Below are 23,927 nucleotides of genomic sequence, written 5' to 3'. Positions count from 1 at the left end.
CACTCCCTTTTATGCTTCTTTTGTGCCTACTGCACTTTTTAGTATTATTTCTTGAGTTGCTTCTTCTCTATCAAATTCTCCACTTAATTTTCCTTCACTAAGGACTAATATTCTATCGCTCATACCTAATATCTCAGGCATTTCAGAAGATATCATAATAACTGATTTACCTTCTTTTTTAAATTCATTTATCAAGTCATATATTTCTTTTTTAGCGCCTACATCTACTCCTCTTGTAGGTTCATCAAGAATTAATAACTTAGGATTAGTTAGAAGAGCTTTTCCTATGGCCACTTTTTGTTGATTCCCACCACTTAAGTTTTTAATAATTTGATTTTCACTAGGAGTTTTTATATTCATCTTTTGAATATAGTCTTTAACTACTTCTAATTCTTTACTTTTACTAATAGAAATTCCTGATGATATATTATTTAATGATGATATACTCATATTTTCCTTAACAGATAATCCTAAAATTAGCCCATCACCTTTTCTATCCTCAGATACATAAGCTATCCCATTTTTAAGACCATCCTTACAAGATTTATTTTCTATCTTTTTACCATCTATATAAATTTCTCCACTATCTTTTTTGAAATATCCATATATAGTTTTAGCAAGCTCAGTTCTACCTGCTCCCATAAGACCTGCTATTCCTACTATCTCTCCGCTTTTTACATTAAAAGATATATCATGAACATACTCATTATTAAGGTTTTTAACTTCTAAAACCACATCTTTTATATTTACTTTTTGTTTTGGAAATTGGTCAGTTAACTTTCTTCCAACCATCATTTCTATCATAGTATCTTCATCTATATTGCAAACATTTTCCTGACCTACATATTTTCCATCTCTTAAAACAGTTATATAGTCACATATTTGGAATATTTCTTTTAGCCTATGAGATATATAAACTATAGATTTACCTTCATTTTTAAGTTCATTTATAACATTAAATAAACTTTCTGCTTCTTTATCTGTTAAAGCATCTGTTGGCTCGTCCATTATTATTATTTTAGCGTTTAAAGATAATGCTTTTGCTATTTCAACCATTTGCTGTTGACCTATACTTAACTTTCCTACTAATTCTTTAGAACTTGTAGTAATATTTAACTTTTCAAGTAATTCATCTGAATCTTTAAAAAGCTTGTTCCAGTTTATTTTACCAAAAGCTCCTTTTGGCTCTCTTCCTAAGAATATATTTTCACCTATAGTAAGGTCGTGTATTAAATTTAACTCTTGGTGAATTATTGCTATACCTTTTTCTTGAGCATCTTTAGGATCTTTTATATCTTCTAAATTACCTTTATAGTAGATTTCCCCACCATTTTTTTTGTATACTCCACTTAGTATTTTCATAAGTGTAGATTTACCTGCACCATTTTCTCCCATAAGCCCCATAACTTTACCTTCATAAAGCTCTAAGTTTACACCGTCTAGTGCCTTAACTCCTGGGAATTCTTTAATTATACCTTTCATTTGTAATATAGGTTGCTGCATAATGTTCACTCCCTCTAAAATACTACACCCGATTTTAATATTACATTTGCATATGGAGTATATTCTCCAGTTCTAACTATTGCCTTAGATGACTTAGTTAAATTTTTAAATTCTTCATGAGGAACTGTAGTTATTTTTATATTTTCAAATCTTTTAATTATTTCTTTATATAAATCATTACTAATTTCTATTATTTCAGATGCTAATATTATTTCTTCTACTTGTAGTTCTTCTAGTACACTATCTAATGTATCTAAAAAAGTTGGTAACCCTCTTTTAAGAGCTAGATCTATTCTTTGAACTTCACTAGGTATTGGAAGTCCACTATCACATATTGTTATGCTCTCAGTATGACCCATCTTAGATATTACATAAGATATTTCACTATTTATTAAATTTGATTTCTTCATCTTTTGTTACCTCCTAAAATTTAAAACGTCTTGTATTGTTGGTAAAGAGGTCTGTGCTCCTTCTTTCATAACACATAGGGCTCCTACTTTTGATGCAAAATCCATAGCTTCTTCCATGTCTTTATCTTGTGATAAAGCTACTGATAACGCTCCTGTATAGCTATCTCCTGCTGCAGTTGTATCTATTGCATCTACTTTATATGATTCTTTAAACTTCACATTATCTTTGTCTATATAAAGGCTACCCTTAGATCCTAGTGTAACTATAAGTTGCTTTACACCTTTTTGTATCATAACTTGCGCAGCTTTTATAATATCCTCTTCATTTTCTATCTTCACTCCACTTAATATTTCAAGTTCTGTTTCATTAGGAGTTAATAAATCTACATTTTTGATTATATCCTCATCTAACTTAACAGCTGGAGCAGGATTTAATATTGTATATTTATCTAATTGTTTAGATTCTTGTAATGCATATTTTATAGTATCTAAAGGTGTTTCAAGTTGAACTACCACTATATCACTTTGTTTTATGCTATCTATACATTTATCTATATCTTCTCTTAAAACTCTAAAATTCGCACCTGGCGCTACTACTATAGAATTTTCAGCATTTTTATCAACGGTTATCATTGCAACACCTGATGAACAATTTTCTATTTGTATATAATCAGTTTTTACATTATTGGCTTTAAGTGCATTTATTAAAGTTTGACCAAATCCGTCATTTCCAACTTTACCTATCATAGATACATCACCACCAAGTTTAGCTATTGCTACTGCTTGGTTAGCACCTTTTCCTCCTGGAACTTCCTTGAAGTTTCCTCCTATTAAAGTTTGACCTTTCTTTGGCATTTCATCTACATTTACTACTAAGTCCATATTAAGGCTACCTATAACGCAAATCTTTTTCATATATGACTCTCCTTTATATTTTAGCTTAACAATTTTTTTCTTTAGATTGTGTTGAATTTCTTATTATAAGTTGAGGTTTAAATGTTACTGTACCAACTGGTTCAATATCATTATTTTTTAAATAGTTTATAAGTAATTCACTAGCCTTTTGACCCATTTCATAAGCTGGCTGTCTTACTGTTGTAAGTGAAGGATGTATTAACTTTGAAGTTTGTATATCATCAAATCCTACAACACTTATATCTTGTGGTACATTTATCCCTCTTTCTGTTAGTGCTTGTATAACTCCAATTGCAATTAAATCATTTGCACAACATATAGCACTGTGATTTATTACATCTATATTTTTAATAAATTCATAAGCCCACTCATAGGTATACTTACCTTCAACTATGTCACATTCATCATGTTGTATATTATTTTTTTCTAATGCTCTTATATATCCATTTAATCTTTCTTTACTTATTTCATTTTTTAAAGGTCCACTAAGATAAAGTATTTTTGTGTGACCTTGATTTATAAGATACTTAGTAGATTCATATGTTCCATTTTTATTGTCTACTATTACTAATCCTTTAGCATTTAATATATCTATATTTTTATCTACTAAAACCATGGGTATTTGTAGATTATTGTATCTATTATCTTTTTTACTAGTATTTGATGACGGTGCAAAGATTATTCCATCTACCATTTTTTCTACAAGCATTGCAATACATTCAGCTTCTCTTTCATAATCTTCATCTGTACTGCAAAATATTATATTGTATCCTTCCTTACGAGCATAATCCTCTGCTCCTCTTGATATATCTGTGAAAAAAGGATTTCGTATGTCAGGTATTAAAAGCCCTATTGTTTTAGTTCTTTTAGTTACTAACCCTTGGGCAAGTTTATTTGGAACATAATTTTGTTCTTTAATAATCCTTAAAATCTTATCTTTAGTAGCTTTACTTATACTATCATCTTTATTATTTATAACCTTTGAAACAGTTGTTTTTGATACTCCTGCTAACTCAGCTATATCCTTTATTGTTACTCCCAAAACTATCTCTCCTCTCATAAGGTAACCGGTTTAGGAAACCGATTTACTTTACCGGTTACCTAAATATTATCATGCACAAAAAAATAATGCAAGTATTTTAATAAACGTTTTCTTGACTTTTTTTTAACAAACAAAAACTCCCTTTGCTTGTTTGCTTGAGCACAACATAAAGGAGCATCTAGTTTACGCTAAATGCTCCTTTAATCTTTATAAATTAGTTTTTATCACGTAGATCTGTTATTGATGTATCTACACTTAACATTGCAACTTTATCTGTGTCTAAATTATCAGGAATACTATCAACACTAGAAGTGTTCTTAACTGAATCTTCTCCCAAGTTTTTGATTCCATAGTAAAACCATACGCCTGTTAATAAGGCAGCTAATAAGTCTGCAAATGGCGCTGCATATAGTAATCCTTTAATACCCCAGAATTTAGGAAATATAATAATTGCTGGAATAAGAAAGATTAACTGTCTTGTAAGAGTTAAAAACATAGCTGATTTAGATTTACCAATAGCCTGAAAGAAGTTTGACGAAATAATCTGAAAGCCAATAATAGGTAAGAATAAAAACCAAGATAATAATGCATAACTTCCAAACTCTAATAATTTCGGATCATTAGTGAAAAAAGAAATCATCTGATGTGAAAATAATCTAGTTACAATAAAACCTACAATTACGATAATAGTAGCAGCTACTATAGCAAGTTTTACTGCAGTTTTAACTCTATTATAGTTTTTTGCTCCAAAGTTAAAACTTATTATAGGCTGAGCACCTTGATTTATACCTACAATAGGCATTAGAAGAATAGTCTGTAGGCTGTTTATTATTCCCATACCGGATACAGCTATATCTCCTCCGTAAATAAATAGGCTTTTATTAAGTATTACATTTAAAAGACTACTAGCAAGTTGTAGTAGAAATCCAGGAAGGCCTAAAGAAGTTATGCTAATTATGATATTATATTTTAACTTCATATATTTAAGTTTAAGCTTGTTTCTACTGCGGTTACCTATAAAGTACATTACTACCCAGGTAGTTGTAACTAACTGAGCCAATATAGTAGCAAGAGCTGCTCCAGTCATACCCATTCTAAAAACATAAATAAATAAAGGATCTAGTAATACATTTATGCCTGCACCTAAAAACATAGTTATCATTGCTATTTTAGGATTACCATCAGCACGTATAAAATTGTTTAGTCCCATACTTACCACTTGAAAAATTGATCCAAAAAAAATCACTCTCATATATTCTATAGCATAAGGTAGTACCACCTTACTTGCACCAAACAATGATAATAAAGGTTCTAAAAAAATATTACCTAAAATCATAAATATAAAGCCTGAAATAATAAGTATTACAAAAGCATTTCCAAGAATGTTTTCAGCTTCTTCTAGTTTGTTTTCTCCTAATTTTATTGAAAATAATGTTGCACCACCTATACCAAATAAAATCCCAATTGACATAAGCACTATCATAATAGGAAAGCCTATAGTGATTCCCGCCAAACCATAGGATCCTAAATCACTACTATTTCCAATGAAGATTCTATCTACAATATTATATAATGCATTCACTGTCATACCTACAATAGCAGGCACAGAAAACTTTATTAGAAGTTTTGATATCTTTTCTTTCCCTAATGGATTTACATATTCCATGTCACAACCCCTCCTTGCCACAACTATTTAAATTTGTTGGATGCTATTTCAATTGATTTTTTTTATTTTTCTCCCTTTTATTAAAAACTATTACTTTATTTGCCATTGTATTGAGAGTATGAATTACAAAATCCACTTGTTCTTCACTCATATCTTCAGATAAAATTTCTGTCCAATATTTAAGTTTATCCATTATTATTGGCTGTATTTTTTTGCCTTTTTCAGTCAATCTTATATTGTATGACCTTTTATCCTCTAAGCTCTTTTCTCTAATTACATATTCTTTTTGCTCTAAACTTTTTATTACTCTTGTAGTTAATGCCTCATCAACGCATAAAATATCAGATAAGTATTTTTGGCTAACACCCTCATTAGTAGCTAGATTGACTAAATAAGGGTATTCCGATGAATTTAAATCATAGGGCTTCAACTGATTATTTATATAAATTTGAAATTGTCTATGAATTACAGAAATCCATCTTCCAATACTTCTGCTTTCTTTATTTTCCAACCATATTCACCACCTTATATACTGTTGCAATATACTTGATATATCAACTATATTATAATCATAAGTACTTGACTTGTCAAGTATTGTAATATAATGCTTAGCCTATCTATGTTTTTATTGTAAACAAAATGTAAAAAGATACTCATTAAAACTTCTCCAATTCTATTAATTATTATTTGATTATATACAAAAATACCCTATAGCGCAGACCTTTTTATTAATTGTCTACTCTATAGGGTACATTTTATTATTAATATCTTTTGATTCCCTTTATTCATCCAATTCTTTTGATAACTTTTCAAGTGCTTGATTTTCAACTCTGTATACTGTCCAATCATCCATTGGAATTGCACCCATCTTCTTATAAAATTTTATAGATGATTCATTCCAATCAAGACACCACCAATCTAATCGTCCACAATCTCGTTCTATAGCAATACGTGCTAATGCTGAAAATAAAGATTTTCCAAGTCCTAATCCACGCATTTGTGGCTGTACATATAAATCTTCAAGATACAAATTAGCTTTACCTAAAAATGTAGAGAAATTGTGGAAAAATAAAGCAAATCCAACAGGTTCTCCATTATATTCTCCTATTATTACTTCTGCTTGTTTTTTTATAAATAAAGAATTATACAAAACCTCTTCTGTGGCAATGACTTCGCTTAATAAGTTTTCATAGACTGCTAATTCCTTAATAAACATAAGAATTAGCTTAGTATCTTTTTCAGTTGCAAACCTTATTTCAAAATCTGGTATTTTCGTTTTTAAATACATTATTATATACTGCACCACCTTTACATATAACTATTGTTCACCAAATCGGATCTATAGATTGGAATTTATTAGGCTAATCTAATAATAAAATCGTTAACTATCGACATTCTAAATCATTAACTTTTTTCTCTAAAGTACTAATTCTTTTATTTAGTAATGCTCTATTTTCTTTATATTTTTTTATAAGTCTATAGATAGCAATTGGAATTAAAATCCATAATATAGTATTTATAATTTGAAACAGTAATTGCCACGAAATACTTATCATTTTCTTTCCCCCTTCAAAATATTATTTGTACATTTCATTATTTTTAAGTTTATATTTATTTGTCTATATTTTCCAATAACTTACTAGAATAATTATAACACAAGCCAATGGTCCTTTCATTTCATTAGCTTGTGTTATAAAATTCTTTTAATTTGGGTTCTTAATAGATACTCTTCACCACTATATATCCATTCGTATTCCATTATTCCTAAGTCACTGTTTTTTGCATAAAAAAAGGCATTGCCTAGCTTTAGGTAATACCTTTTTCTTATAAGAATTAATTTGACTTTTTATCTAATATATCTTTAACTTGTTCATTAGTTAATTCTACACCTTTAGCAATCTGCTCTATTGATAAGCCAAGACTATCTAACCTTAATACAGTATCTATTTTTTCCTTTTTTATACCTTCTTTTCGTCCCTCTTCTCTAGAACCTTCTAACCTATCATTTTCATCTCGTATTGCTTTATCTCTAATTTCTGCCAATTGAACTAGTTCTTTATCACCACTTATTTGATAAAGTATATCCATAGCTTCCTTTATCTCATTATCTTCTTTTTTCAATAGATCCATCTCCTTTCCTTCTGGATTTATCAAGAAGGTTAACCATTTATGTAATTTATCACAATAATCTTTTTCTGTTTCATTAAATTTAGGTAATTCAATAAAATGAATTTCCAAAATGTCACTTAATATTTTTTTAGTTGTGTCTTCATAAAAATGAAAACAGCTTTTAAAACTTTCATTATCTATACAATTAAAATCCACTATATTTATAGTAATTGTTTTGTTCAAATCCTTATAATTATCGCCTTTTACTAACTGTTTTAAAAGCATTTTTGACATATAATAAAAGGTTCTCTTTATCATATTATACTGATTTATAAGTTGTATTTCTACATTTATATTTACATTACTTTCTGTTATAACCCTTATATCTAGTATGCTTAATTTTTCACTGGCTATCAATGACACATCTAAAGTTTTTTCCTCAAATGTGAGACTTTTTATTCTGTCATTGCCCGATGGTTCTAATATTGAGTTTAGGAAACTTATTAGTATTTTCTCATGTTGCTTTACTCCAAATAGTTTTTGAAAGACTACATCGTTTTTGGGGCTTAATAATTTATTCATACGCTCCTCCTGAGAATATTTGTCATATTTATCTTAATTATATACAGGAACGTATGTTTGTATTCAATTTATTATTTGATTTTTTAATATTTTTTATAGCTACTTATGACTTTATACATGAAACAAGGGATAGGAGCGCATGCTCCTATCCCTTGTTTCATAATATATTAAGATTGTTCACCAAATATACTCTATAAATTGGAATTTACCTTTATAACTTCTGATTTTAACTATTTACCTGAGTTTTAACTTTATAATTGATTAAATTATTTAAAGTACTAAATAGAAGCACCACAAAAATAAGATACCTTCCTGATATTATTTTTAATACTACTAATAACCCCATTATGATATATGAAAATCCAGTAATTAAATCTATAAATAATTTAATTAAAATAGTAAATCAAATTTGTTCTATAAATTTACTATTTTAATATGTGTTTTACTATTTTAATTAATATATATAATAACAAAGCTATAGTAACAATAATTTGTAATAATAGCTCCCAGTTTATAGCTACTACTGGATTCATCATAACTCCCCCTTTTTATTCTAACTCTATCACTATATTCATTTCTTTTTAAAGCAATGTATACCACAGGTATGTGTAATTTTAAGAGTTATTAGCTTTATCCCTTAAATCTATTATTTCAAACTCCTTAATATTTAACTTTATAATACTATACTATTGTTTCCTTAATCTATTTCATAAGTTTTATAATATATTATTTATTTCAACGTTTTTACTAAGGCACCTCTAGTCTTTCCAAGAAGTTCATTCTTAATTATAAAGTTCCATACTGGTTCAAATTTTTTCCATGATCCTGCATAAGTAAAATGTTTTAATCTCATCCTAATTTCCTCATGTTCCTTTGAAGATTTATATATATTACTCCACTTATAAAAGTTTTTGTATGCTTGGCTATATCCATTTTCCATTTCTTCTTTTGTAATATTAGGATGAGTAAATACTAAGTGCCTCGTATCATACATTTTCCAATTTTTACTTGTGATTCTATTATCTTTATCCATTTTGTCATATACTGAAGTACCTGGATAAGGTGTAAGAATATGATTAGTTGCTGTAGCTATCCCATTTTTAACTGCCCATTCTGTAGTTCTATGAAAAACATCTACAGTATCATTATCTAATCCAAAAATAAAACTTCCATTTATCATTATTCCAAGTTCATCTAATATTTTTATTACTTTAGAATAATCCTGCCCTATATTAGATCTCTTATTTGCTTGAATTAAACTTTGCTTATTAATACTTTCAAAACCTATAAAAGCACTTCTAAATCCTGCTTCATATGCAAGTTCTATTGTATCATCTTGAAGAATTGAATCCACAGTTATTGCACCTTGAAAAACTTTATTCATTCCTTTCATTTCTTTAAAAATCTGTCTTGTTAATTTTTTATCTGCAAATATATTATCATCAAGAAAATATAAATGCTTTCCTGGCATACTGTCAATCTCTTCTAATATCCTATCCACTTTGTATGCAAAAAAAGATTTTCCCCCCTTATAAAATGAACTTACATAACAAAAAGAACATTTGTTAGGACATCCTCTTGAAAATACCATTGAATTTGGAACAAGATACTTCTCACTTTTAAATAAATCTCTTCTTGGCAAAGGTAAAAAATCTAAGGACACATCACCCTGCTCATAAATTGATAATTCCTCTCCCTTTCTAAAGTCCTCCAAAAACTTAGGGAAACTCTTTTCTCCAAGACCTAGAAGTAAAACATCTGCATGTTTTTTTGCTTCCTCAGGCATAGAAGTAGCATGTAACCCCCCTATAGCAACTTTTATCCCTCTACTCCTATAACTATCGGCTATTTCATATGCCCTATATGCGTTGGTTATGTATGTTTCAATACATACCAAATCAGGATTATCTTCTAAATCTACTTCTTCAACATGCTCGTCCACAATCTGTATATGATCAAATTCACTACATAATGATGCAAGGACAGCTAGACCTAATGGAGGAAAAAGGGAATATTTTATTGGTCTCCAAAAAGGACTCTTTGCTTCTTCTAAAGCAGGTAAAATAAATTTTACTTTCATAATGTCTATTCTCCCCTTCAAGCTTTTATATTAGTTTATCTTTCTATTATTTAATATTTTATTACTAGTAAGAACTTGACAAAGGGCGTCAAGTTCTGCACCCCCGTTCATCCTAGTCAAAGCATTGCAATGACTTGACTTATTAAGATTCTACAGATTCTATTCTATTTTAATTTGTTTTTTTTCTCTTCTTGCCATATAGCAATATCTCTTGCCGTATATAATATTGTTCCTATTACTCCAACTACACCTACTATCGTTAATAATATATTTAGGAAACTCACTTCCTCCAACTCTACTAACATACCGATACCCTTATATTTGAGTAATTGAAAACTGATATTCATCAGGATTAATACTATAAGGTATCTAGCAAATCTTTTAACATAAGCTACTATTCCCTCTTTATTCATATAACCTACACCCCTATATAAAATTCTATAATTTCATTGTATATGAAAACACTCCAAAAGAAATCTTTTTTATTTAAATTTCATTTTTCATTTTATCTAAAGTTTAAATATATATGTCAAAGTTAGATAATATCTCATTTTCCAGTTCAACTTTATTACCTTTTACACTTATATGTGCATCTAATAGGATAAATTAATGTTAGTTAGATAATAATATAGCTATTTTAAATTTCTAAATGATTTATATGCTATTTACACATAATAAATATAAATATTCTAAATGGTAGGTGCAAATATGAAAGATAAAAAAGTTAATATCTTTAAATTAATACTTTATATTATATATATTTTTTCAATAATATTCTTTATATTTAAAGGTGAATATGGAAAAAGTGGATTGAGTGCAATTTGTTTAATTATACTCTTTGTATTAAATAAATTATATTCTAAAAATTATCCTATAATAGATAAAAGTTTATTTATATTTGGTAACTTATTTATCTTATCTTCATTCTTATTAGGATCTTGTTATAACCTTTATGACAAAATAAAAATTTATGATGACTTTTTGCATTTTTGGTCAGGATTTATAACTGTTAAAATAGGCTGGAATATATTAAATTTTTTAAATATACAAAATTCATCTAGTAAAATAATAATTCTTATACTTCTTCTTTTCTTTGGTCTAGGTATATCTGGTTTCTTGGAAATAATTGAGTATATGTTAGATGTATTATTTGGTAGGCATACTCAATCAGGTGGGCTAAAAGATACTATGCACGATATGATTGACGCTTTGGTTGGTTGCCTTATAATGAGTGGGTATTTCTTAAAAAAAATAAATCAATAATTATAAGCATATCTTCTCTTTAAAAGGAAAAGATAATATTGATTTGAAAAAAGGAGGGTTTAACTGTGAAAGTAAGAGATATAATGACAAAGGATGTATCCTATGTAACAACAGGTTCTAATATAACAAATGCAGCAGATATTATGAAATCTTTAGATGTTGGAATAGTTCCTGTTTGTGATAATAATCAAACTCCTGTTGGAGTAATAACAGATAGAGATATCGTTTTAAGAAGTGTTGCTGGAAATAATACTAATCAAAATGTAGAAAATGTAATGAGTGGAAATATGGTAAGCGTGGGCTCTGATACAGATGCTCATGAAGCAGCTAGCTTAATGGCTCAAAATCAAATTAGAAGATTACCAGTAGTTGAAAATAATAAGATTGTTGGTATGCTTTCTTTAGGTGATTTAGCTAATGTAAATATACATGTTGATGAAGCTGGCCAAGCTTTAAGTTCGATTTCAAAACCAGGTAATGAAATAAAATAAAAACTCACCCCTTAAATTAGATTTTGCAGATACTTTTATCCTGTGTCTATTTTAAGGGGTGATATTCAGTTTTGGCAATACCTTAAATCCAATGTTTATTTTCACTATCATAGTATTTTGTTCTATTATATATCCCTTTAAAACTGTTCTATTTCTTCTCTTCTTATATTAATTTTTCTTTTAATATCTTCATATATTGATTTTAAATGTTGGCTATCTATATCAGACAATGAGTGATATTCAACATCAATATTCCACTGTATTTTTGCACATTCACTAATATTTATAGTACTCATACCTTCACAGTATTTTTTTATATTCGCTCTACTGTCCACATCTAAAACAGAATTAAGTTCTAAACTTCTATTAATATTTGTTCTTTTTAATCCTAGTATAAATCTTTCATTGAATATAGTATCACTTATAATAGAATTATCTGTAAAATACCATATTAACTTATCTATAAAATCTGTATTTTTTAGACTTTCACTTAAATCCACCTTTTCAAAAACACTCTCTATTTTATCTTCCTGTACTTTTACATCTTTTATATTTGTATAATTTTCACCATCAAATATTGTTTTGAATTCAGCCTTTGATGCTATTTTTTTATTTGTTGCAGTAGCTATTTTTCTTGTACATGTAATTTTTTCAACCCCCAAAGCTTTAAATATCATTGTGGCTTCATTAAATATACTATCCGTAATATATTGATCAAAATCATTTGCTGGAACTAAATGCTCTCCTACATTTCTATTTAACACATAAACTTCATTTCCATTAATCATTTTTCCTGTAATCAGTTGTGCATAGATGTCATTTCTCTTTCTAGAAGGTATATTCCATATAAATAAATTTTTCTTTTGAATTCCAGTAGTTTCATCTGTAGAGGTTTGTCCTTTTAATTTATATATAACTGTTTTATCACTTTTGCCTTTTTTATTATTTAATTCAGTCATATACTTTTCTATAGCTTTACCTAAAACTCCTACAGCTATCATAATTGCTCCTGCATCATCTACTAGTCCAAGAGCTGGTATTATATCTGGTATTATATCTGCTGGATTAAATACATATATTAAAGATGCTAAAGCTACTACCTTACTCTTCCATTGTGCTGTTGGATCTTTTAATAGCTTGTACATGGCTTCAATATACTCTGTTACTTTTTCTAATGGAGTTCCTTTTATCTTTTCATATACTTTAGATTCAGTTTTTAGTATATCTTCTAAATCATCTTCTGTATATTTGTTGTTTTGTAAAGTATCTTTTATTTTTTTATATTCACTTTCCTTTATTATAGGAATATCACAATAAGGACACATTATTAAACTAGCCTTACTTATCTCAAATTCTTCATTACATCCTGGACATATATATTTCATTTTGTACTCTCCCAATAAATAATTCCTATTATATTTTTTATTTTCTTATTTTGATCTTTTATCCCTCAGTACTATAAAGAAAGTATGCTAACCCAATTTTCAGGAAATCCTAAAAACTCTAAATTAATACAAGTATTATATTTATAAAATAAAGCCTGAAGTTTTATAAAAAAATCATTCCAAACAGCCTTGTCAGCGATTAAATGTTTAATTGCTAGTATATATGCAAAAATTTGTTTATCGTTAATCACGTTATTTTTATCAGTATTTTTTATTTTTATTGTTGGAAAATAAGTATTGTAAATTCTACCATAGTGAGCACATACATTTCTTAAATGAGTCAATGAATGTAGCCATGAATTAACTAATTTAGGATTTATATTGCACAATTCTTTTTTTATGTAAGTAGTATCTTGTGGTAACATATTTGAATAGAGTTTTGACAATGTTCCAAATGACATTATTTCTACAGCTACCCATATAGGTAAAACCCCATTATATTTATCATTATGATGCTTTATAAAAAGCTTGTTTTTATGATTAAACCTCTAGATTTTAATAAATCCATTTGTTCGTCAAAAGTTTTGGGTTCTTTCAGTATTAATAAAGTCACTCAAAGCTCCTCCTAATATATTATAATAAAAAACCACTAAGCATTTAAACTTAGTGGATAATATTCAGTCCTGTCTATTTGGGCATATATAAGCCTGACGGGCTCTTTAAAAAAACAATTGTCTTGTGTATTTGAGCATACTTGTAGAGGCTTCACAAGTTCTGTACTATAATTATATATCTTTTCCATAGAAAAGTATACAAAAAATCATTGGAATTTTATTTGCTTAGTGTTTATTTTTAGCATTAAGTTGTTATAGAATTTTAAAGTTTTTTATTGATTTTATTCGGTAACCTTTCTAATTATTAATTCTTCTATATCTTTTTGCATTTTGCATCTTCTTATTGATTAAATAACTTCTTATGGTATTTTAGTTGCACAAGGTACATTGCACATACACTTTCCGCAAGCATCTCCTGTTCCACTGGGATATATGGGGACTATCTTGTCGTAGATCTGTTCATTACACTTGTATTGATCATATTTGACAGATGATTCCTCAAGCTCAAACCCATGGTTAGGACATCTATTGATACACACTTTGCAACTTCCATTTCTATAGAATAAGCAAAACTCCTCATCAATAAATTTAGTTGGTTCTAGTTTCATATCCGTAATGATGCTACCCATTCTACCGCAGCATCCTTGTTCTGTTATCAATACATGATGAACGCCAAATTTTCCAATACCTGCAATATATGCGGCACTTTTATGGGACCAATCACTAATTAACTTTTCTTGGTCATAATTATATGTAGGTGGTAAAAGAGAAGCGTGATATCCTTGTTTCTCAATCCAGTCATATACTAATTTGTTCAATTCTATAATAAGATTGTTGGTATCAATATTGGCAATATCCCAGGCTCTCGAACTTTCCTCATTAGGAATATTACTTCTAATAATCTCCTCAGAATAAGGAAGAAAAAAGACGATTACACTTTTAGCCCCGGGAACAATATCTTGAGGTAATGCATGATTTGGTCCAATAATTTGTTTTAAGCTTTTAAACTTTTCATCATTGGCATCAGCAAACCCAATTACTGGTGCTCTCCAAATAGTTTCCGGTTGTTGAACTTCCTGATACTGTACAACAAAATCATTAATTAATTTAATAACATCATTAACCATATTTACCTCCATCTAGGAAAATTAGTAAGTATACAATTGCATTTTATCACAAACGTGTTTAGTAGTAAAAAGCGCACTTAGTAGCAAGTTCTTGACATTTTATGTCAGGAGCTGCACCCTCAGGCATCATAGTCAAGTCATTCCAATGACTTGACTTGATATTATTTTTACTATATTCATCCAATTTTTACCATATATATTCATTATAACATATATAAAATTTTTTTATAAAATAAATAAAAGCTAGCAAATATTTACTAGCTTAATTCACAATAATATTAATTGTGTTTTTCATTTCTTCCTTTACAAAAATCTCTTTGTGCCCGACAGTTATTGATTGTTTATTTTAAATTTGTTTTAAGAAATTCTTCTATTTTATCAAATGGGATTACATCCAGTTTATCATATAAATCTGTATGAACCGCGTCTGAAATAATCATAAGTTCCTTGTTATCACCTTTAAGTTTTTTAAAAACATCCTGGCTAAAGTATACTGAGTGTGCTTTCTCTCCATGTATAGCAAGAACTGCATTGCGGATTTCATTTGCATAGCAATGAATTGGCATATTTAAGAAAGACAGAGAAGATGTCATGTTCCAGCCACCGTTTGAATTCAGGGAACGAGGATGGTAACCACGTTCTGTTTTATAGTAATCAAAATAATCCTTTAAGAAGAAATGAGCTTCCTCTGAAACTGCATCTGGAAGACCACCAGCAAGTGCATAGCTGCCATTTTTATAATCAACAGTTCTCTGTGTATTTAACTGTTCTCTCATTGCATAACGCTCATCTTCTGTCATGGAATCAAAATATCCATTTGCAGTTACACGGCTCATATCATACATGGTAGATGTAACTGTTGCTTTAATTCTGGTATCCATGGCTGCCGCATTTAAGGCCATTCCGCCCCATCCACAGATTCCAATAATTCCGATTTTCTCAGGATCTACATTATCCTGTACAGAAAGGAAATCTACTGCTGCACTAAAATCCTCCGTGTTAATATCAGGGGATGCAACGTATCTTGGTTCTCCGCCGCTTTCGCCTGTATAAGATGGATCAAATGCAATTGTCAGATATCCTCTTTCCGCCATAATCTGTGCATAAAGACCAGATGCCTGTTCCTTTACTGCACCAAAAGGTCCTGCAACTGCGATTGCCGCAAGCTTTCCATGGGCATTCTTTGGCACATACATATCTGCTGCCAATGTAATTCCATAACGATTGTGGAATGTAATTTTACTATGATCTACTTTTTCACTTTTGGGGAAGGTTTTGTCCCATTCCTGTATTAATTCAAGTTTTTGATTTTCCATTATAATATCCTCCTGTATCATCATTTCTTCTATTTTATTTTTTCTGTATCATCTTTTCCATCTGTTCCCATGCATTGTTTATACAAGTCACTGCGTTCAGAGTTCTTGGGTAACCCACATAAGGTATACACTGGGATACCACTTTCATCAGAAACAGTTTATCATTTCCAAGAGCAATATTTCCCATTGCATGACTGGTAAGCTGTGGCTCACAACCTCCCTGTGCTAAAAGGAAACAGAATGTAACCATCTCACGCTGTTTTAAATCAAGGCCTGTTCTTGTGTAATAATCTCCAAAACAGTTGGCTGCAAGCCAGCGGTTGATATGACTTGCTTTGTATGCTTCACTCATTGCCGGTCCAAAAATACTGACCTGTGCCTGCACACCTTTTTCCAGACGGTCTTCCATTGTTGTAGTTGCCTGTCCTTCCAGTGGTAATGCAATTCCTTTATTCTTCATAACCTCATTGGTAGCCTGAATAAATGGATACGCTTTTCCAAATCCTAAGTAGTCACATGCCTGATAAACAATTTCTTTTGCTTCTACTTGTGTAACTGCACCATCTAATGCTTTTTCTAATACAACCTTGTATAAATCAATTGCCTGACATCCCATTAATGATGCCATGATAGCAATATTTCTTGTCTTATCGTCCAGTTCCATCCCTGGTTCATTTACAACTTCATTCAGTGCAAATGCTTCCATTCTCTCTGCAAATTCCGGGTCCGTAGCTTGTAATCCAAATCTATCTTCCATCTTATTTTCCTTTCTAGATAAGAATCTACTATTATTTTAATTTACCATATTCTTCATCACATACAGGTTCACACCATTCATTGGAACATTCTTCTCCAGGAACCTCTACTGCGATATGGGAGAACCAGCTGTCTGCTTTTGCTCCATGCCAATGCTTTACTTCTGGTTTGATCATGATAAATGAACCTGGCTGAAGACTTACTGCTTCTTTTCCTTCTTCCTGATACCAGCCTTCACCAGCTGTACAGATTAGCATCTGTCCACCGCCAGATTTTGCATGATGGATATGCCAATTATTGCGACATCCTGGCTCAAATGTTACGTTTGCTAAAAACACTGGTGTCTCACCTGGTTTTGTCAATGGATTTAGGTAAGAATTTCCTACAAAATATTGTGCAAACATGGAGTTCTCCATACCTTTTCCAAAAACATTAATCTGCTCAAATTCCTGTTCATTGTTAATTTTCATTTTATATTTTTCCTTTCGAATCTATTTATTTTTTTGTTACTTTTTATTCTGCCATGGTAACCGCAAATGGCATTTTAATATCCACGTGTTGATTTATTCTTTTATGGATATTATAATAAATGTATTAACCATTTTCAATTTCCAACTTTATAAAATAAGTGGTTTATGCCACACAATTATTTGCAATGGATATTATTTATACAAAGGAGCCTGATTTTATGAAAAATAATGGAAGAAAAATAGATTTAAGAGTTAAGAAAACAAGAGCTGCAATTAAGAATACATTCAAAGATATGATTTGTGAAATGAATCCTTTTGAAATCACAATCAAAGAATTAGCAGAACGTGCACAGATCCACCGCAAAACATTTTATCTGCACTATACGTCAATTGAAGCATTGTTTGAAGATATGCTTGGGGATATTGCCGACGCTTATTACAAAAAAATAGACGCAGTCCCACTTCCAATGCCTATGTTGGAAGTAAACCGTGTTTTTTTTGAGTTTCTTGCTCATAGCGAACCATATATTGAACGCCTGATTTGCGCTCCCGAATATCAGGATTTTTGCAATAAAGCTTTTCAGAATACCTTTCTACAGCATAATAGGAGTCGCTACAATCCTTATGCAAAATATCCACAGGAAGAACAGAATCTCATCAATACATTCTTATCTGGGAGTTCTATTAACATGTATCGTCAATGGGTTTTAGATGGGAAAAAAATCCCTTTGGAACGACTGATTAAATTAAGTGGAGAATTACTAACTTTTGGTGTTGATCAAATAGCAAAGTGAAAAAACTTTAGGAACATACACTCCTTATTGTGACTGGAATTGCAGGGATGGGAAAAAGTGAGTTCGCAAAAACCTTTACAAACAAGAACCGTAAGAAATATACCAATATTTTGTTCTTTCATATTCCGTCTCCAAACATAATTGTGAGCTGGCCTAAAGTAGACGCCCAATTAGAGTTTGGAGATGTCCATTTCTTCATAATTTTTATAGTTGATATATATAGTGATTTTCTCAATTAGCAAGTTCTTGACATAAACTATCAAGAACTTCACTACAGGGCATCATAGAGGAGAACCTCTTTCTAAAATTGCTACACTTCTGTGTGGCTCTTTTTTTGTTAAAAAATAACCATGAAGAAATATACTCTGATTTATTAATAAGCTTTTTATCTATTATTTTTGCCTATAAAATATGGTTCCTATTGAATTTGGCATATTTCTATTTTTCAATAAAACTTTATTAATTTTATAAAAATTAAAGGATTCCTATCATATTAAAGTAGAATAAATATATTAAATATAAATTAAGGGGGTATTTTATCATTATAAAAAAAAGAATGAAAATTAATTTTTTATTAATTAAAGGAGTAAATCTATGAATTTTTCTCTCACACATAAAATTATAATACTATTAAGTATTATAACTTTCATAACTGTATATTATAAAAGTTATGGCTTTTCTTTAAACATATACTCACTTTTATTTATAGTTATTTACTTAATAATGCTAGGATTATTTATCAAATATAATAAGTCTTAACAAGCAGTTAAATTTAGGTTGGTCTAAAGGTTTAAATAGAAACAAATACTCTATCAAAATGAATTAAATGTATAAAAAACAATTAACCCGTTGGAAACATCAGGTTAATTTGTCTTAAAGTGTAAAATCCGCATTTTAGAACGCCACCCCTCAAGGGCAATGTCATCAACCTAGTGATTTTAATAGTCTATAAACTGTCAAGAACTGCACCCCAGGCAGAAATTCTGAGACACTCAGTGGCTCAGTTGCTAATAATAAAAGTACACACTTTATTTAAATAATTTATTTATCTAAAGATTCTTTCATCCATAGAGTTATTCCTACTGTTTTTTCTAAATCATACTCATCTACATTATTTCCATCTTCTTTAAATGGGTGCATATATGTTACACGAAAATACATGTCATTTTCTTCATATATAACTTGAGTCGTTCCGTTATCAGAGTTAAAGGTACTTTTTACTTCTTTAATACCTTCTGGTAAGTTACTTTTTGCATATTCTATAGATTCATCCATAGTACGTTCTATTGGATTAGATTCGCCATAGTTGGAAGCCTTAGATAATTTTTCTTTTAATTCCTCAATCTTATTTTGTTTATTATCTTCATTTTCTGCTGATAAACTTGATGATGTATCAGATGGAGAATCGTTTTTTTTGCTACAGCCAAACATAAAAATTGACACTATTACTATACATATACTAACTATTTTTAAATTCATACTAAAATCTCCTTCAACATAAAAATTTGATTAATTATACCGTAATTGATTATCCTGTAATGTGCAATGATTTATTTTATTTATAAAAAAATATATTACTAGACTAATTAAAAAGTTTTTTGACGTAATTGTAAAGCAAGTTTATTAAATAAATATTTTTATTCAAAATGATTTAAAGGTTTACAAAATAAAAAATACAGCATTCTTAAATAGTAGATAAAAGAAAAAGGAGTGATAATAAAATGGTAAAAGATGAAATGGTTTTAAAAACTCAGAGATATTTGAATTCTACATATTCTAACAACCCTAACTGGGTTACACTTGATGAAGATGGATTTACTGGATGGAATACAATAAAGGGATTGATAAGGGCTTTACAAATAGAGACAGGAATAAGTACGCCAAATGGAACATTTGGACCAGCTACAGAGGAAGCATGCCCAACTTTACAAAAAAATCTGATTCCTAGTGATAAAACACAACGATTAGTTTATATACTTCAAGGAGCTATGTGGTGTAAAGGATTCTCTCCCGGATATTTTGAAGAAGGTATCTTTGGTGATGAAACTGAAGCAGGGATAAAAAGATTTCAAGTATCTGCTGGTTTAGCAGGGGCGAATGTTAACGGTATTGCAAATCCTATGATATTTAAAGCTTTATTAAACATGGATGCATTTGCATTAGTTACTTCTGGTGACCCTAAGATAAGACAAATACAACAGGAGCTGAACAGAGACTATTATAAATGGATAGGTTTAAGACCTACTGATGGTATCTATGGAAGAGATACATGCAAAGCTCTAATATATGCTCTTCAAGTGGAGGGAGGAATAGCTGAACCTAACGGTGTTTTTGGGCCTGGAACTCAAGCATCTTTGCCAACTTTAGCTCCAGGAAGTAAGAATGCTGTTTATGTAAGAATAATGCAATACTGCCTATACTGTAATACATTCGATCCTACAGGCTTTACAGGTGTATTTGGAAATGGAACACTTGCTGCTCTAAAAGAATTCCAATCATTCCATATGTTAACTCCTGATGGTTATTGTGGTAAGCAAACATGGATGTCATTATTATTATCACATGGAGATAGGGATAGAAAAGGACAGGCTTTTGACTGTGCTACTCCATTAAATCAAGCAAGAATTGACACGTTAAAAGCTCATGGATATAAATATGCTGGTAGGTATATAGCTGGTGGTGAAAGTAAAAGAGTAACGGTGCCTGAGATTGAGTTAATATTAAAAAATAATATGAACTGGTTCCCTATTTTTCAAAAATCAGGAAATTATTTAAGTTACTTTAATTCAATTCAAGGAAATTTAGATGCCACAGAATGTTTAATTAATGCAAGAGAATATAAGATTCCAAATGGTTCTACAATTTATTTTGCTGTAGATTTTGATGCTATGGATGGAGATGTTTCAACTAATATTATTCCTTACTTTAGGGCAATACATAATACGTTTTCTTCTAACAATCCTCATAATTATAAAATAGGTGTCTATGGTGCTAGAAATATTTGTTCTAGAGTATCTAATGCAGGGTATGCTGAAACTAGTTTTGTAGGTGATTTAGCATCAGGTTTTTCTGGAAATTTAGGTTACCCACTTCCTAAGAACTGGGCATTTGATCAAATAAAAGAATGTACTATTGGTTCAGGTGATGGAGCTATAGCAATTGACAATAACTTATATTCAGGACGAGATACATGTGTCAGTTATATGAGTAATTATCCAACAGTCAAAGCAATATATTCAAATGTACTAAAATTGTTTAATGTAGAGATTTCTGTTCCAGATTCATTGACATGGAAAAAAGAGATAAATATAGGTAAAGATACAGTTGTTTTTGAAAGTGGTGGGTCCGTATCTGTGGGTGGAGGCAATTCATTATTTAGTTTTGAAGTGTCTGATGGTAAATTTGAGTTGTCTCTACTTGATACAGTATTAAACGGTCTAGCATGGATTCCTCTTGGAAAAAAAATAAAAGAATTTTACGAAAATATTACAAGTGTAATGGATAACGGAACTATTTCATTCGGTTACAAAAATACTGAGTATGGTATAGGACTTCAGATGAAATTAACATTTGAAAAGGAAGCAGAATATTCAGAGAATGTTGTTTCTGAGTTTACCTTAAGTAGTACTTTCTATTCAAACGATTTTAATAATGATTTACAAGAACTTGTTGATACTGTTGAGTCAAAAGCCAACCCAGCTGCTAAAGTTATACTGGCAGTAGCTGTAGGGTATCTTTTATTAGAAGCGGGAGGCATTCTTGCAACAAGTGGTATTGTTGTCGCAACGGTTGAATTTATAGCGTGTCTATTGCAGATGCTTAGTTCAGCTCCTGCTCTACAATAAAAAGAATAGATAATTAGTTTATTTAAATTGTACCAAAAAAGAAGTAGATTAACTCTACTTCTTTTTTGGTAATGATGAGTATAAGTTATATATATATTCATATTCATCACTTGTAACTGAACTTTTTAAGCATCTAACTTCTGTGCCTTTACGGCTTTGTATGTATAAAGTATAATCATTTAGGATAAATATATTATATGGATGATAGTATTTGGATGAAACATTACCATCAACTGCTGCTTCAATATGGAATCTAACTTTATCACCTATATTTTCATAACACATATAAAATTCCGATGGTTCAATTGTTTCAACTGATTTGTCATTTAACATATTGGTTATTTTCTCTATTGTTTCATAATCTTCTACTAGTACAGATATCTTATATCGTTCTTCTCTTGATATTTTCCCCGAAGATCCTTCTTGTCTCATTGAGTAATCAACAACACTAAGAGAACTTGGTTCTTTAAGTGTTTCATGAAATGGTTCTAATGAATGAGTTATTTTACTTGTTGATTTAGTTACATTCAATATACTAAAAAATACTCCGATCGCTATTATTATAATTGATAATGTAATACTAATTTTTTTAATCATAATGCCCCCTTGATAATTTATTTATAGAAAGAATCGTATTATAAAAATTGATAAACCTTATTATAATGATATCATTAATAACTTTATCATAACATGCAACTCATGCATATTAAGATAAAAATAAATAAAAGTTGACTATAGAGTGTTCGTTAAATATAGGTTTTGATGAGTATTTTAGACGTAAATAATCGACATAAACTAAATAAATAATTATATTTTTATTGATAGATTGACATTTTTAAATAAAAATACTTCTTAATTAATGTATGATATTTAAACATATCATACATTAATTAAATAATAGCAAGTTCTTGACATAAGCTGTCAAGAACTTTACCCCCGGGGGAAATTCTGAGACACTCAGTGGCTCAGTTGCTAATATCTGCCTGGACAACCTAACGTCATTTAAAATTTTTGTTCGATTTCGGTAACACATTCGTTTTTGATCTTTCCAACCAAGAATTGTAAGGCATCGACAACATGTGGTCTGATGTCGCCACCTATCAGTACATACATTATGTCATCACCGAGCTCTAGCTGGCCTTCATTAAGCCAAACTTTAACATAGAAGATGCCATCCATTTTATAAGTTTCAGCAATCATCGCATTCACTTTCGCTGCATCATATGCAAATTCCATTCCTTTTACCAACGAACCATCATCAAGCCCTTCGCGGACTTTGGCTTTGGGTGTATGACGCACAACGCCATTATGGACTAAAAACATCCCATTCTGTATAGCCATTGGATCCGCTTTTGCTTCTTTAAGCCATTCATCTATAGATGGTGATACTTTTTTCGTTTTTTCATTAATCATTAATTAATACCCTTCCTTAATAAAATTTCTTTTTCTCTCAATATCTCTTAATATCACAGTATTTCGTTTCGCTAATGAAAAGCATTTCTCCTTTATATATTAAAAGAATTGCGGTTTGCCTGCAACAAGTTTCAATGAAACTCAAT

The 23,927-nt window shown here is 29.9% G+C and carries 24 protein-coding genes; 4 read left to right on the top strand and 20 right to left on the bottom strand.

What is annotated here, in order from left to right:
* Positions 1-9 precede the first annotated feature (9 nt).
* The 11 genes from rbsA to TVTCOM_RS07575 all read right to left on the bottom strand — a co-directional run bounded on the left by rbsA (position 10) and on the right by TVTCOM_RS07575 (position 10,720).
* Positions 10-1,503: a ribose ABC transporter ATP-binding protein RbsA gene (gene rbsA / locus TVTCOM_RS07625; protein ID WP_434799246.1), complete on the bottom strand. Its 1,494-nt coding sequence runs from the start codon at positions 1,501-1,503 to the stop codon at positions 10-12.
* A gap of 14 nt (positions 1,504-1,517) precedes the next feature.
* Positions 1,518-1,913, bottom strand: coding sequence for a D-ribose pyranase (gene rbsD / locus TVTCOM_RS07620; protein ID WP_434799245.1), 396 nt, complete (start codon positions 1,911-1,913; stop codon positions 1,518-1,520).
* Between the two features lie 6 nt (positions 1,914-1,919).
* Positions 1,920-2,828, bottom strand: coding sequence for a ribokinase (gene rbsK, locus TVTCOM_RS07615; protein WP_434799244.1), 909 nt, complete (start codon positions 2,826-2,828; stop codon positions 1,920-1,922).
* A 25-nt stretch (positions 2,829-2,853) separates the two neighbouring features.
* The gene (locus TVTCOM_RS07610) at positions 2,854-3,870 is read right to left on the bottom strand and encodes a LacI family DNA-binding transcriptional regulator (RefSeq protein ID WP_434799243.1); all 1,017 of its coding nucleotides are present in this window, start codon (positions 3,868-3,870) and stop codon (positions 2,854-2,856) included.
* Positions 3,871-4,084: 214 nt separating this feature from the next.
* Entirely contained in the window at positions 4,085-5,536 is a 1,452-nt protein-coding gene (locus TVTCOM_RS07605; protein ID WP_434799242.1) for an MATE family efflux transporter, read from the bottom strand.
* Positions 5,537-5,579: 43 nt separating this feature from the next.
* Positions 5,580-6,047 (bottom strand): MarR family winged helix-turn-helix transcriptional regulator, encoded by a 468-nt coding sequence (locus TVTCOM_RS07600; protein WP_434799241.1) that lies wholly within the window; start codon positions 6,045-6,047, stop codon positions 5,580-5,582.
* 270 nt (positions 6,048-6,317) lie between these two features.
* Positions 6,318-6,824, bottom strand: coding sequence for a GNAT family N-acetyltransferase (locus tag TVTCOM_RS07595; protein ID WP_434799240.1), 507 nt, complete (start codon positions 6,822-6,824; stop codon positions 6,318-6,320).
* 97 nt (positions 6,825-6,921) lie between these two features.
* Positions 6,922-7,092, bottom strand: a complete 171-nt coding sequence (locus tag TVTCOM_RS07590; protein ID WP_434799239.1) for a hypothetical protein — start codon at positions 7,090-7,092, stop codon at positions 6,922-6,924.
* 277 nt (positions 7,093-7,369) lie between these two features.
* Positions 7,370-8,227, bottom strand: coding sequence for an Rpn family recombination-promoting nuclease/putative transposase (locus tag TVTCOM_RS07585; RefSeq protein ID WP_434799238.1), 858 nt, complete (start codon positions 8,225-8,227; stop codon positions 7,370-7,372).
* A gap of 730 nt (positions 8,228-8,957) precedes the next feature.
* Positions 8,958-10,307: a B12-binding domain-containing radical SAM protein gene (locus TVTCOM_RS07580; RefSeq protein ID WP_434799237.1), complete on the bottom strand. Its 1,350-nt coding sequence runs from the start codon at positions 10,305-10,307 to the stop codon at positions 8,958-8,960.
* 164 nt (positions 10,308-10,471) lie between these two features.
* Entirely contained in the window at positions 10,472-10,720 is a 249-nt protein-coding gene (locus TVTCOM_RS07575; protein WP_434799236.1) for a hypothetical protein, read from the bottom strand.
* A gap of 295 nt (positions 10,721-11,015) precedes the next feature.
* On the opposite strand from TVTCOM_RS07575, the gene TVTCOM_RS07570 reads away from it, so the two are divergent.
* Positions 11,016-11,570 carry a hypothetical protein gene (locus tag TVTCOM_RS07570; RefSeq protein ID WP_434799235.1) on the top strand — a complete coding sequence of 185 codons (555 nt, stop codon included), beginning with the start codon at positions 11,016-11,018 and terminating at the stop codon, positions 11,568-11,570.
* Between the two features lie 65 nt (positions 11,571-11,635).
* A complete protein-coding gene (locus TVTCOM_RS07565) occupies positions 11,636-12,061 on the top strand; it encodes a CBS domain-containing protein (RefSeq protein WP_434799234.1) in 426 nt (141 codons plus the stop codon).
* A 137-nt stretch (positions 12,062-12,198) separates the two neighbouring features.
* On the opposite strand, the gene TVTCOM_RS07560 is transcribed toward TVTCOM_RS07565, so the two are convergent.
* From TVTCOM_RS07560 to TVTCOM_RS07535, 6 genes are all read right to left on the bottom strand, one after another.
* Positions 12,199-13,446 carry a DUF1232 domain-containing protein gene (locus TVTCOM_RS07560; RefSeq protein ID WP_434799233.1) on the bottom strand — a complete coding sequence of 416 codons (1,248 nt, stop codon included), beginning with the start codon at positions 13,444-13,446 and terminating at the stop codon, positions 12,199-12,201.
* Between the two features lie 71 nt (positions 13,447-13,517).
* Positions 13,518-13,928: an Abi family protein gene (locus tag TVTCOM_RS07555; protein WP_434799726.1), complete on the bottom strand. Its 411-nt coding sequence runs from the start codon at positions 13,926-13,928 to the stop codon at positions 13,518-13,520.
* A 491-nt stretch (positions 13,929-14,419) separates the two neighbouring features.
* Positions 14,420-15,187 (bottom strand): epoxyqueuosine reductase, encoded by a 768-nt coding sequence (locus TVTCOM_RS07550; RefSeq protein ID WP_434799232.1) that lies wholly within the window; start codon positions 15,185-15,187, stop codon positions 14,420-14,422.
* A 341-nt stretch (positions 15,188-15,528) separates the two neighbouring features.
* The gene (locus TVTCOM_RS07545) at positions 15,529-16,503 is read right to left on the bottom strand and encodes an alpha/beta hydrolase (protein WP_434799231.1); all 975 of its coding nucleotides are present in this window, start codon (positions 16,501-16,503) and stop codon (positions 15,529-15,531) included.
* A 34-nt stretch (positions 16,504-16,537) separates the two neighbouring features.
* Positions 16,538-17,260, bottom strand: a complete 723-nt coding sequence (locus tag TVTCOM_RS07540) for a carboxymuconolactone decarboxylase family protein (protein WP_434799230.1) — start codon at positions 17,258-17,260, stop codon at positions 16,538-16,540.
* 31 nt (positions 17,261-17,291) lie between these two features.
* A complete protein-coding gene (locus TVTCOM_RS07535; RefSeq protein ID WP_434799229.1) occupies positions 17,292-17,729 on the bottom strand; it encodes a cupin domain-containing protein in 438 nt (145 codons plus the stop codon).
* Positions 17,730-17,947: 218 nt separating this feature from the next.
* Here TVTCOM_RS07535 and TVTCOM_RS07530 point away from each other — a divergent pair, with 218 nt between their 5' ends.
* Positions 17,948-18,523, top strand: a complete 576-nt coding sequence (locus TVTCOM_RS07530) for a TetR/AcrR family transcriptional regulator (protein WP_434799228.1) — start codon at positions 17,948-17,950, stop codon at positions 18,521-18,523.
* 1,041 nt (positions 18,524-19,564) lie between these two features.
* Here TVTCOM_RS07530 and TVTCOM_RS07525 read toward each other — a convergent pair.
* Complete coding sequence (locus tag TVTCOM_RS07525; RefSeq protein ID WP_434799227.1) at positions 19,565-20,002, bottom strand: hypothetical protein; 438 nt, start codon at positions 20,000-20,002, stop codon at positions 19,565-19,567.
* Between the two features lie 242 nt (positions 20,003-20,244).
* Between TVTCOM_RS07525 and TVTCOM_RS07520 the strand changes: the two genes are divergently transcribed.
* Entirely contained in the window at positions 20,245-22,368 is a 2,124-nt protein-coding gene (locus TVTCOM_RS07520; RefSeq protein WP_434799226.1) for a glycoside hydrolase domain-containing protein, read from the top strand.
* A 54-nt stretch (positions 22,369-22,422) separates the two neighbouring features.
* Here TVTCOM_RS07520 and TVTCOM_RS07515 read toward each other — a convergent pair whose 3' ends face one another.
* Both TVTCOM_RS07515 and TVTCOM_RS07510 read right to left on the bottom strand, forming a co-directional pair.
* Positions 22,423-22,965, bottom strand: coding sequence for a hypothetical protein (locus tag TVTCOM_RS07515; RefSeq protein WP_434799225.1), 543 nt, complete (start codon positions 22,963-22,965; stop codon positions 22,423-22,425).
* Between the two features lie 405 nt (positions 22,966-23,370).
* Entirely contained in the window at positions 23,371-23,781 is a 411-nt protein-coding gene (locus tag TVTCOM_RS07510; protein WP_434799224.1) for a molybdenum cofactor biosynthesis protein MoaE, read from the bottom strand.
* Between the last annotated feature and the right edge of the window lie 146 nt (positions 23,782-23,927).

It is taken from the genome of Terrisporobacter vanillatitrophus (assembly GCF_051148895.1).
Taxonomy (GTDB): Bacteria; Bacillota; Clostridia; order Peptostreptococcales; family Peptostreptococcaceae; genus Terrisporobacter; species Terrisporobacter vanillatitrophus.
The sequence above is the reverse complement of the archived record's forward strand: the minus strand, read 5'-3'. Positions and strand labels throughout refer to the sequence as shown.

What these genes read in the sequence shown, in the direction of transcription:
- rbsA (WP_434799246.1), bottom strand. Translation starts at nt 1,503, where the DNA reads ATGCAGCAACCTATATTACAAATGAAAGGTATAATTAAAGAATTCCCA.
- rbsD (WP_434799245.1), bottom strand. Translation starts at nt 1,913, where the DNA reads ATGAAGAAATCAAATTTAATAAATAGTGAAATATCTTATGTAATATCT.
- rbsK (WP_434799244.1), bottom strand. Translation starts at nt 2,828, where the DNA reads ATGAAAAAGATTTGCGTTATAGGTAGCCTTAATATGGACTTAGTAGTA.
- TVTCOM_RS07605 (WP_434799242.1), bottom strand. Translation starts at nt 5,536, where the DNA reads ATGGAATATGTAAATCCATTAGGGAAAGAAAAGATATCAAAACTTCTA.
- TVTCOM_RS07595 (WP_434799240.1), bottom strand. Translation starts at nt 6,824, where the DNA reads ATGTATTTAAAAACGAAAATACCAGATTTTGAAATAAGGTTTGCAACT.
- TVTCOM_RS07590 (WP_434799239.1), bottom strand. Translation starts at nt 7,092, where the DNA reads ATGATAAGTATTTCGTGGCAATTACTGTTTCAAATTATAAATACTATA.
- TVTCOM_RS07585 (WP_434799238.1), bottom strand. Translation starts at nt 8,227, where the DNA reads ATGAATAAATTATTAAGCCCCAAAAACGATGTAGTCTTTCAAAAACTA.
- TVTCOM_RS07580 (WP_434799237.1), bottom strand. Translation starts at nt 10,307, where the DNA reads ATGAAAGTAAAATTTATTTTACCTGCTTTAGAAGAAGCAAAGAGTCCT.
- TVTCOM_RS07575 (WP_434799236.1), bottom strand. Translation starts at nt 10,720, where the DNA reads ATGAATAAAGAGGGAATAGTAGCTTATGTTAAAAGATTTGCTAGATAC.
- TVTCOM_RS07570 (WP_434799235.1), top strand. Translation starts at nt 11,016, where the DNA reads ATGAAAGATAAAAAAGTTAATATCTTTAAATTAATACTTTATATTATA.
- TVTCOM_RS07560 (WP_434799233.1), bottom strand. Translation starts at nt 13,446, where the DNA reads ATGAAATATATATGTCCAGGATGTAATGAAGAATTTGAGATAAGTAAG.
- TVTCOM_RS07550 (WP_434799232.1), bottom strand. Translation starts at nt 15,187, where the DNA reads ATGGTTAATGATGTTATTAAATTAATTAATGATTTTGTTGTACAGTAT.
- TVTCOM_RS07545 (WP_434799231.1), bottom strand. Translation starts at nt 16,503, where the DNA reads ATGGAAAATCAAAAACTTGAATTAATACAGGAATGGGACAAAACCTTC.
- TVTCOM_RS07540 (WP_434799230.1), bottom strand. Translation starts at nt 17,260, where the DNA reads ATGGAAGATAGATTTGGATTACAAGCTACGGACCCGGAATTTGCAGAG.
- TVTCOM_RS07535 (WP_434799229.1), bottom strand. Translation starts at nt 17,729, where the DNA reads ATGAAAATTAACAATGAACAGGAATTTGAGCAGATTAATGTTTTTGGA.
- TVTCOM_RS07530 (WP_434799228.1), top strand. Translation starts at nt 17,948, where the DNA reads ATGAAAAATAATGGAAGAAAAATAGATTTAAGAGTTAAGAAAACAAGA.
- TVTCOM_RS07525 (WP_434799227.1), bottom strand. Translation starts at nt 20,002, where the DNA reads ATGAATTTAAAAATAGTTAGTATATGTATAGTAATAGTGTCAATTTTT.
- TVTCOM_RS07520 (WP_434799226.1), top strand. Translation starts at nt 20,245, where the DNA reads ATGGTAAAAGATGAAATGGTTTTAAAAACTCAGAGATATTTGAATTCT.
- TVTCOM_RS07515 (WP_434799225.1), bottom strand. Translation starts at nt 22,965, where the DNA reads ATGATTAAAAAAATTAGTATTACATTATCAATTATAATAATAGCGATC.
- TVTCOM_RS07510 (WP_434799224.1), bottom strand. Translation starts at nt 23,781, where the DNA reads ATGATTAATGAAAAAACGAAAAAAGTATCACCATCTATAGATGAATGG.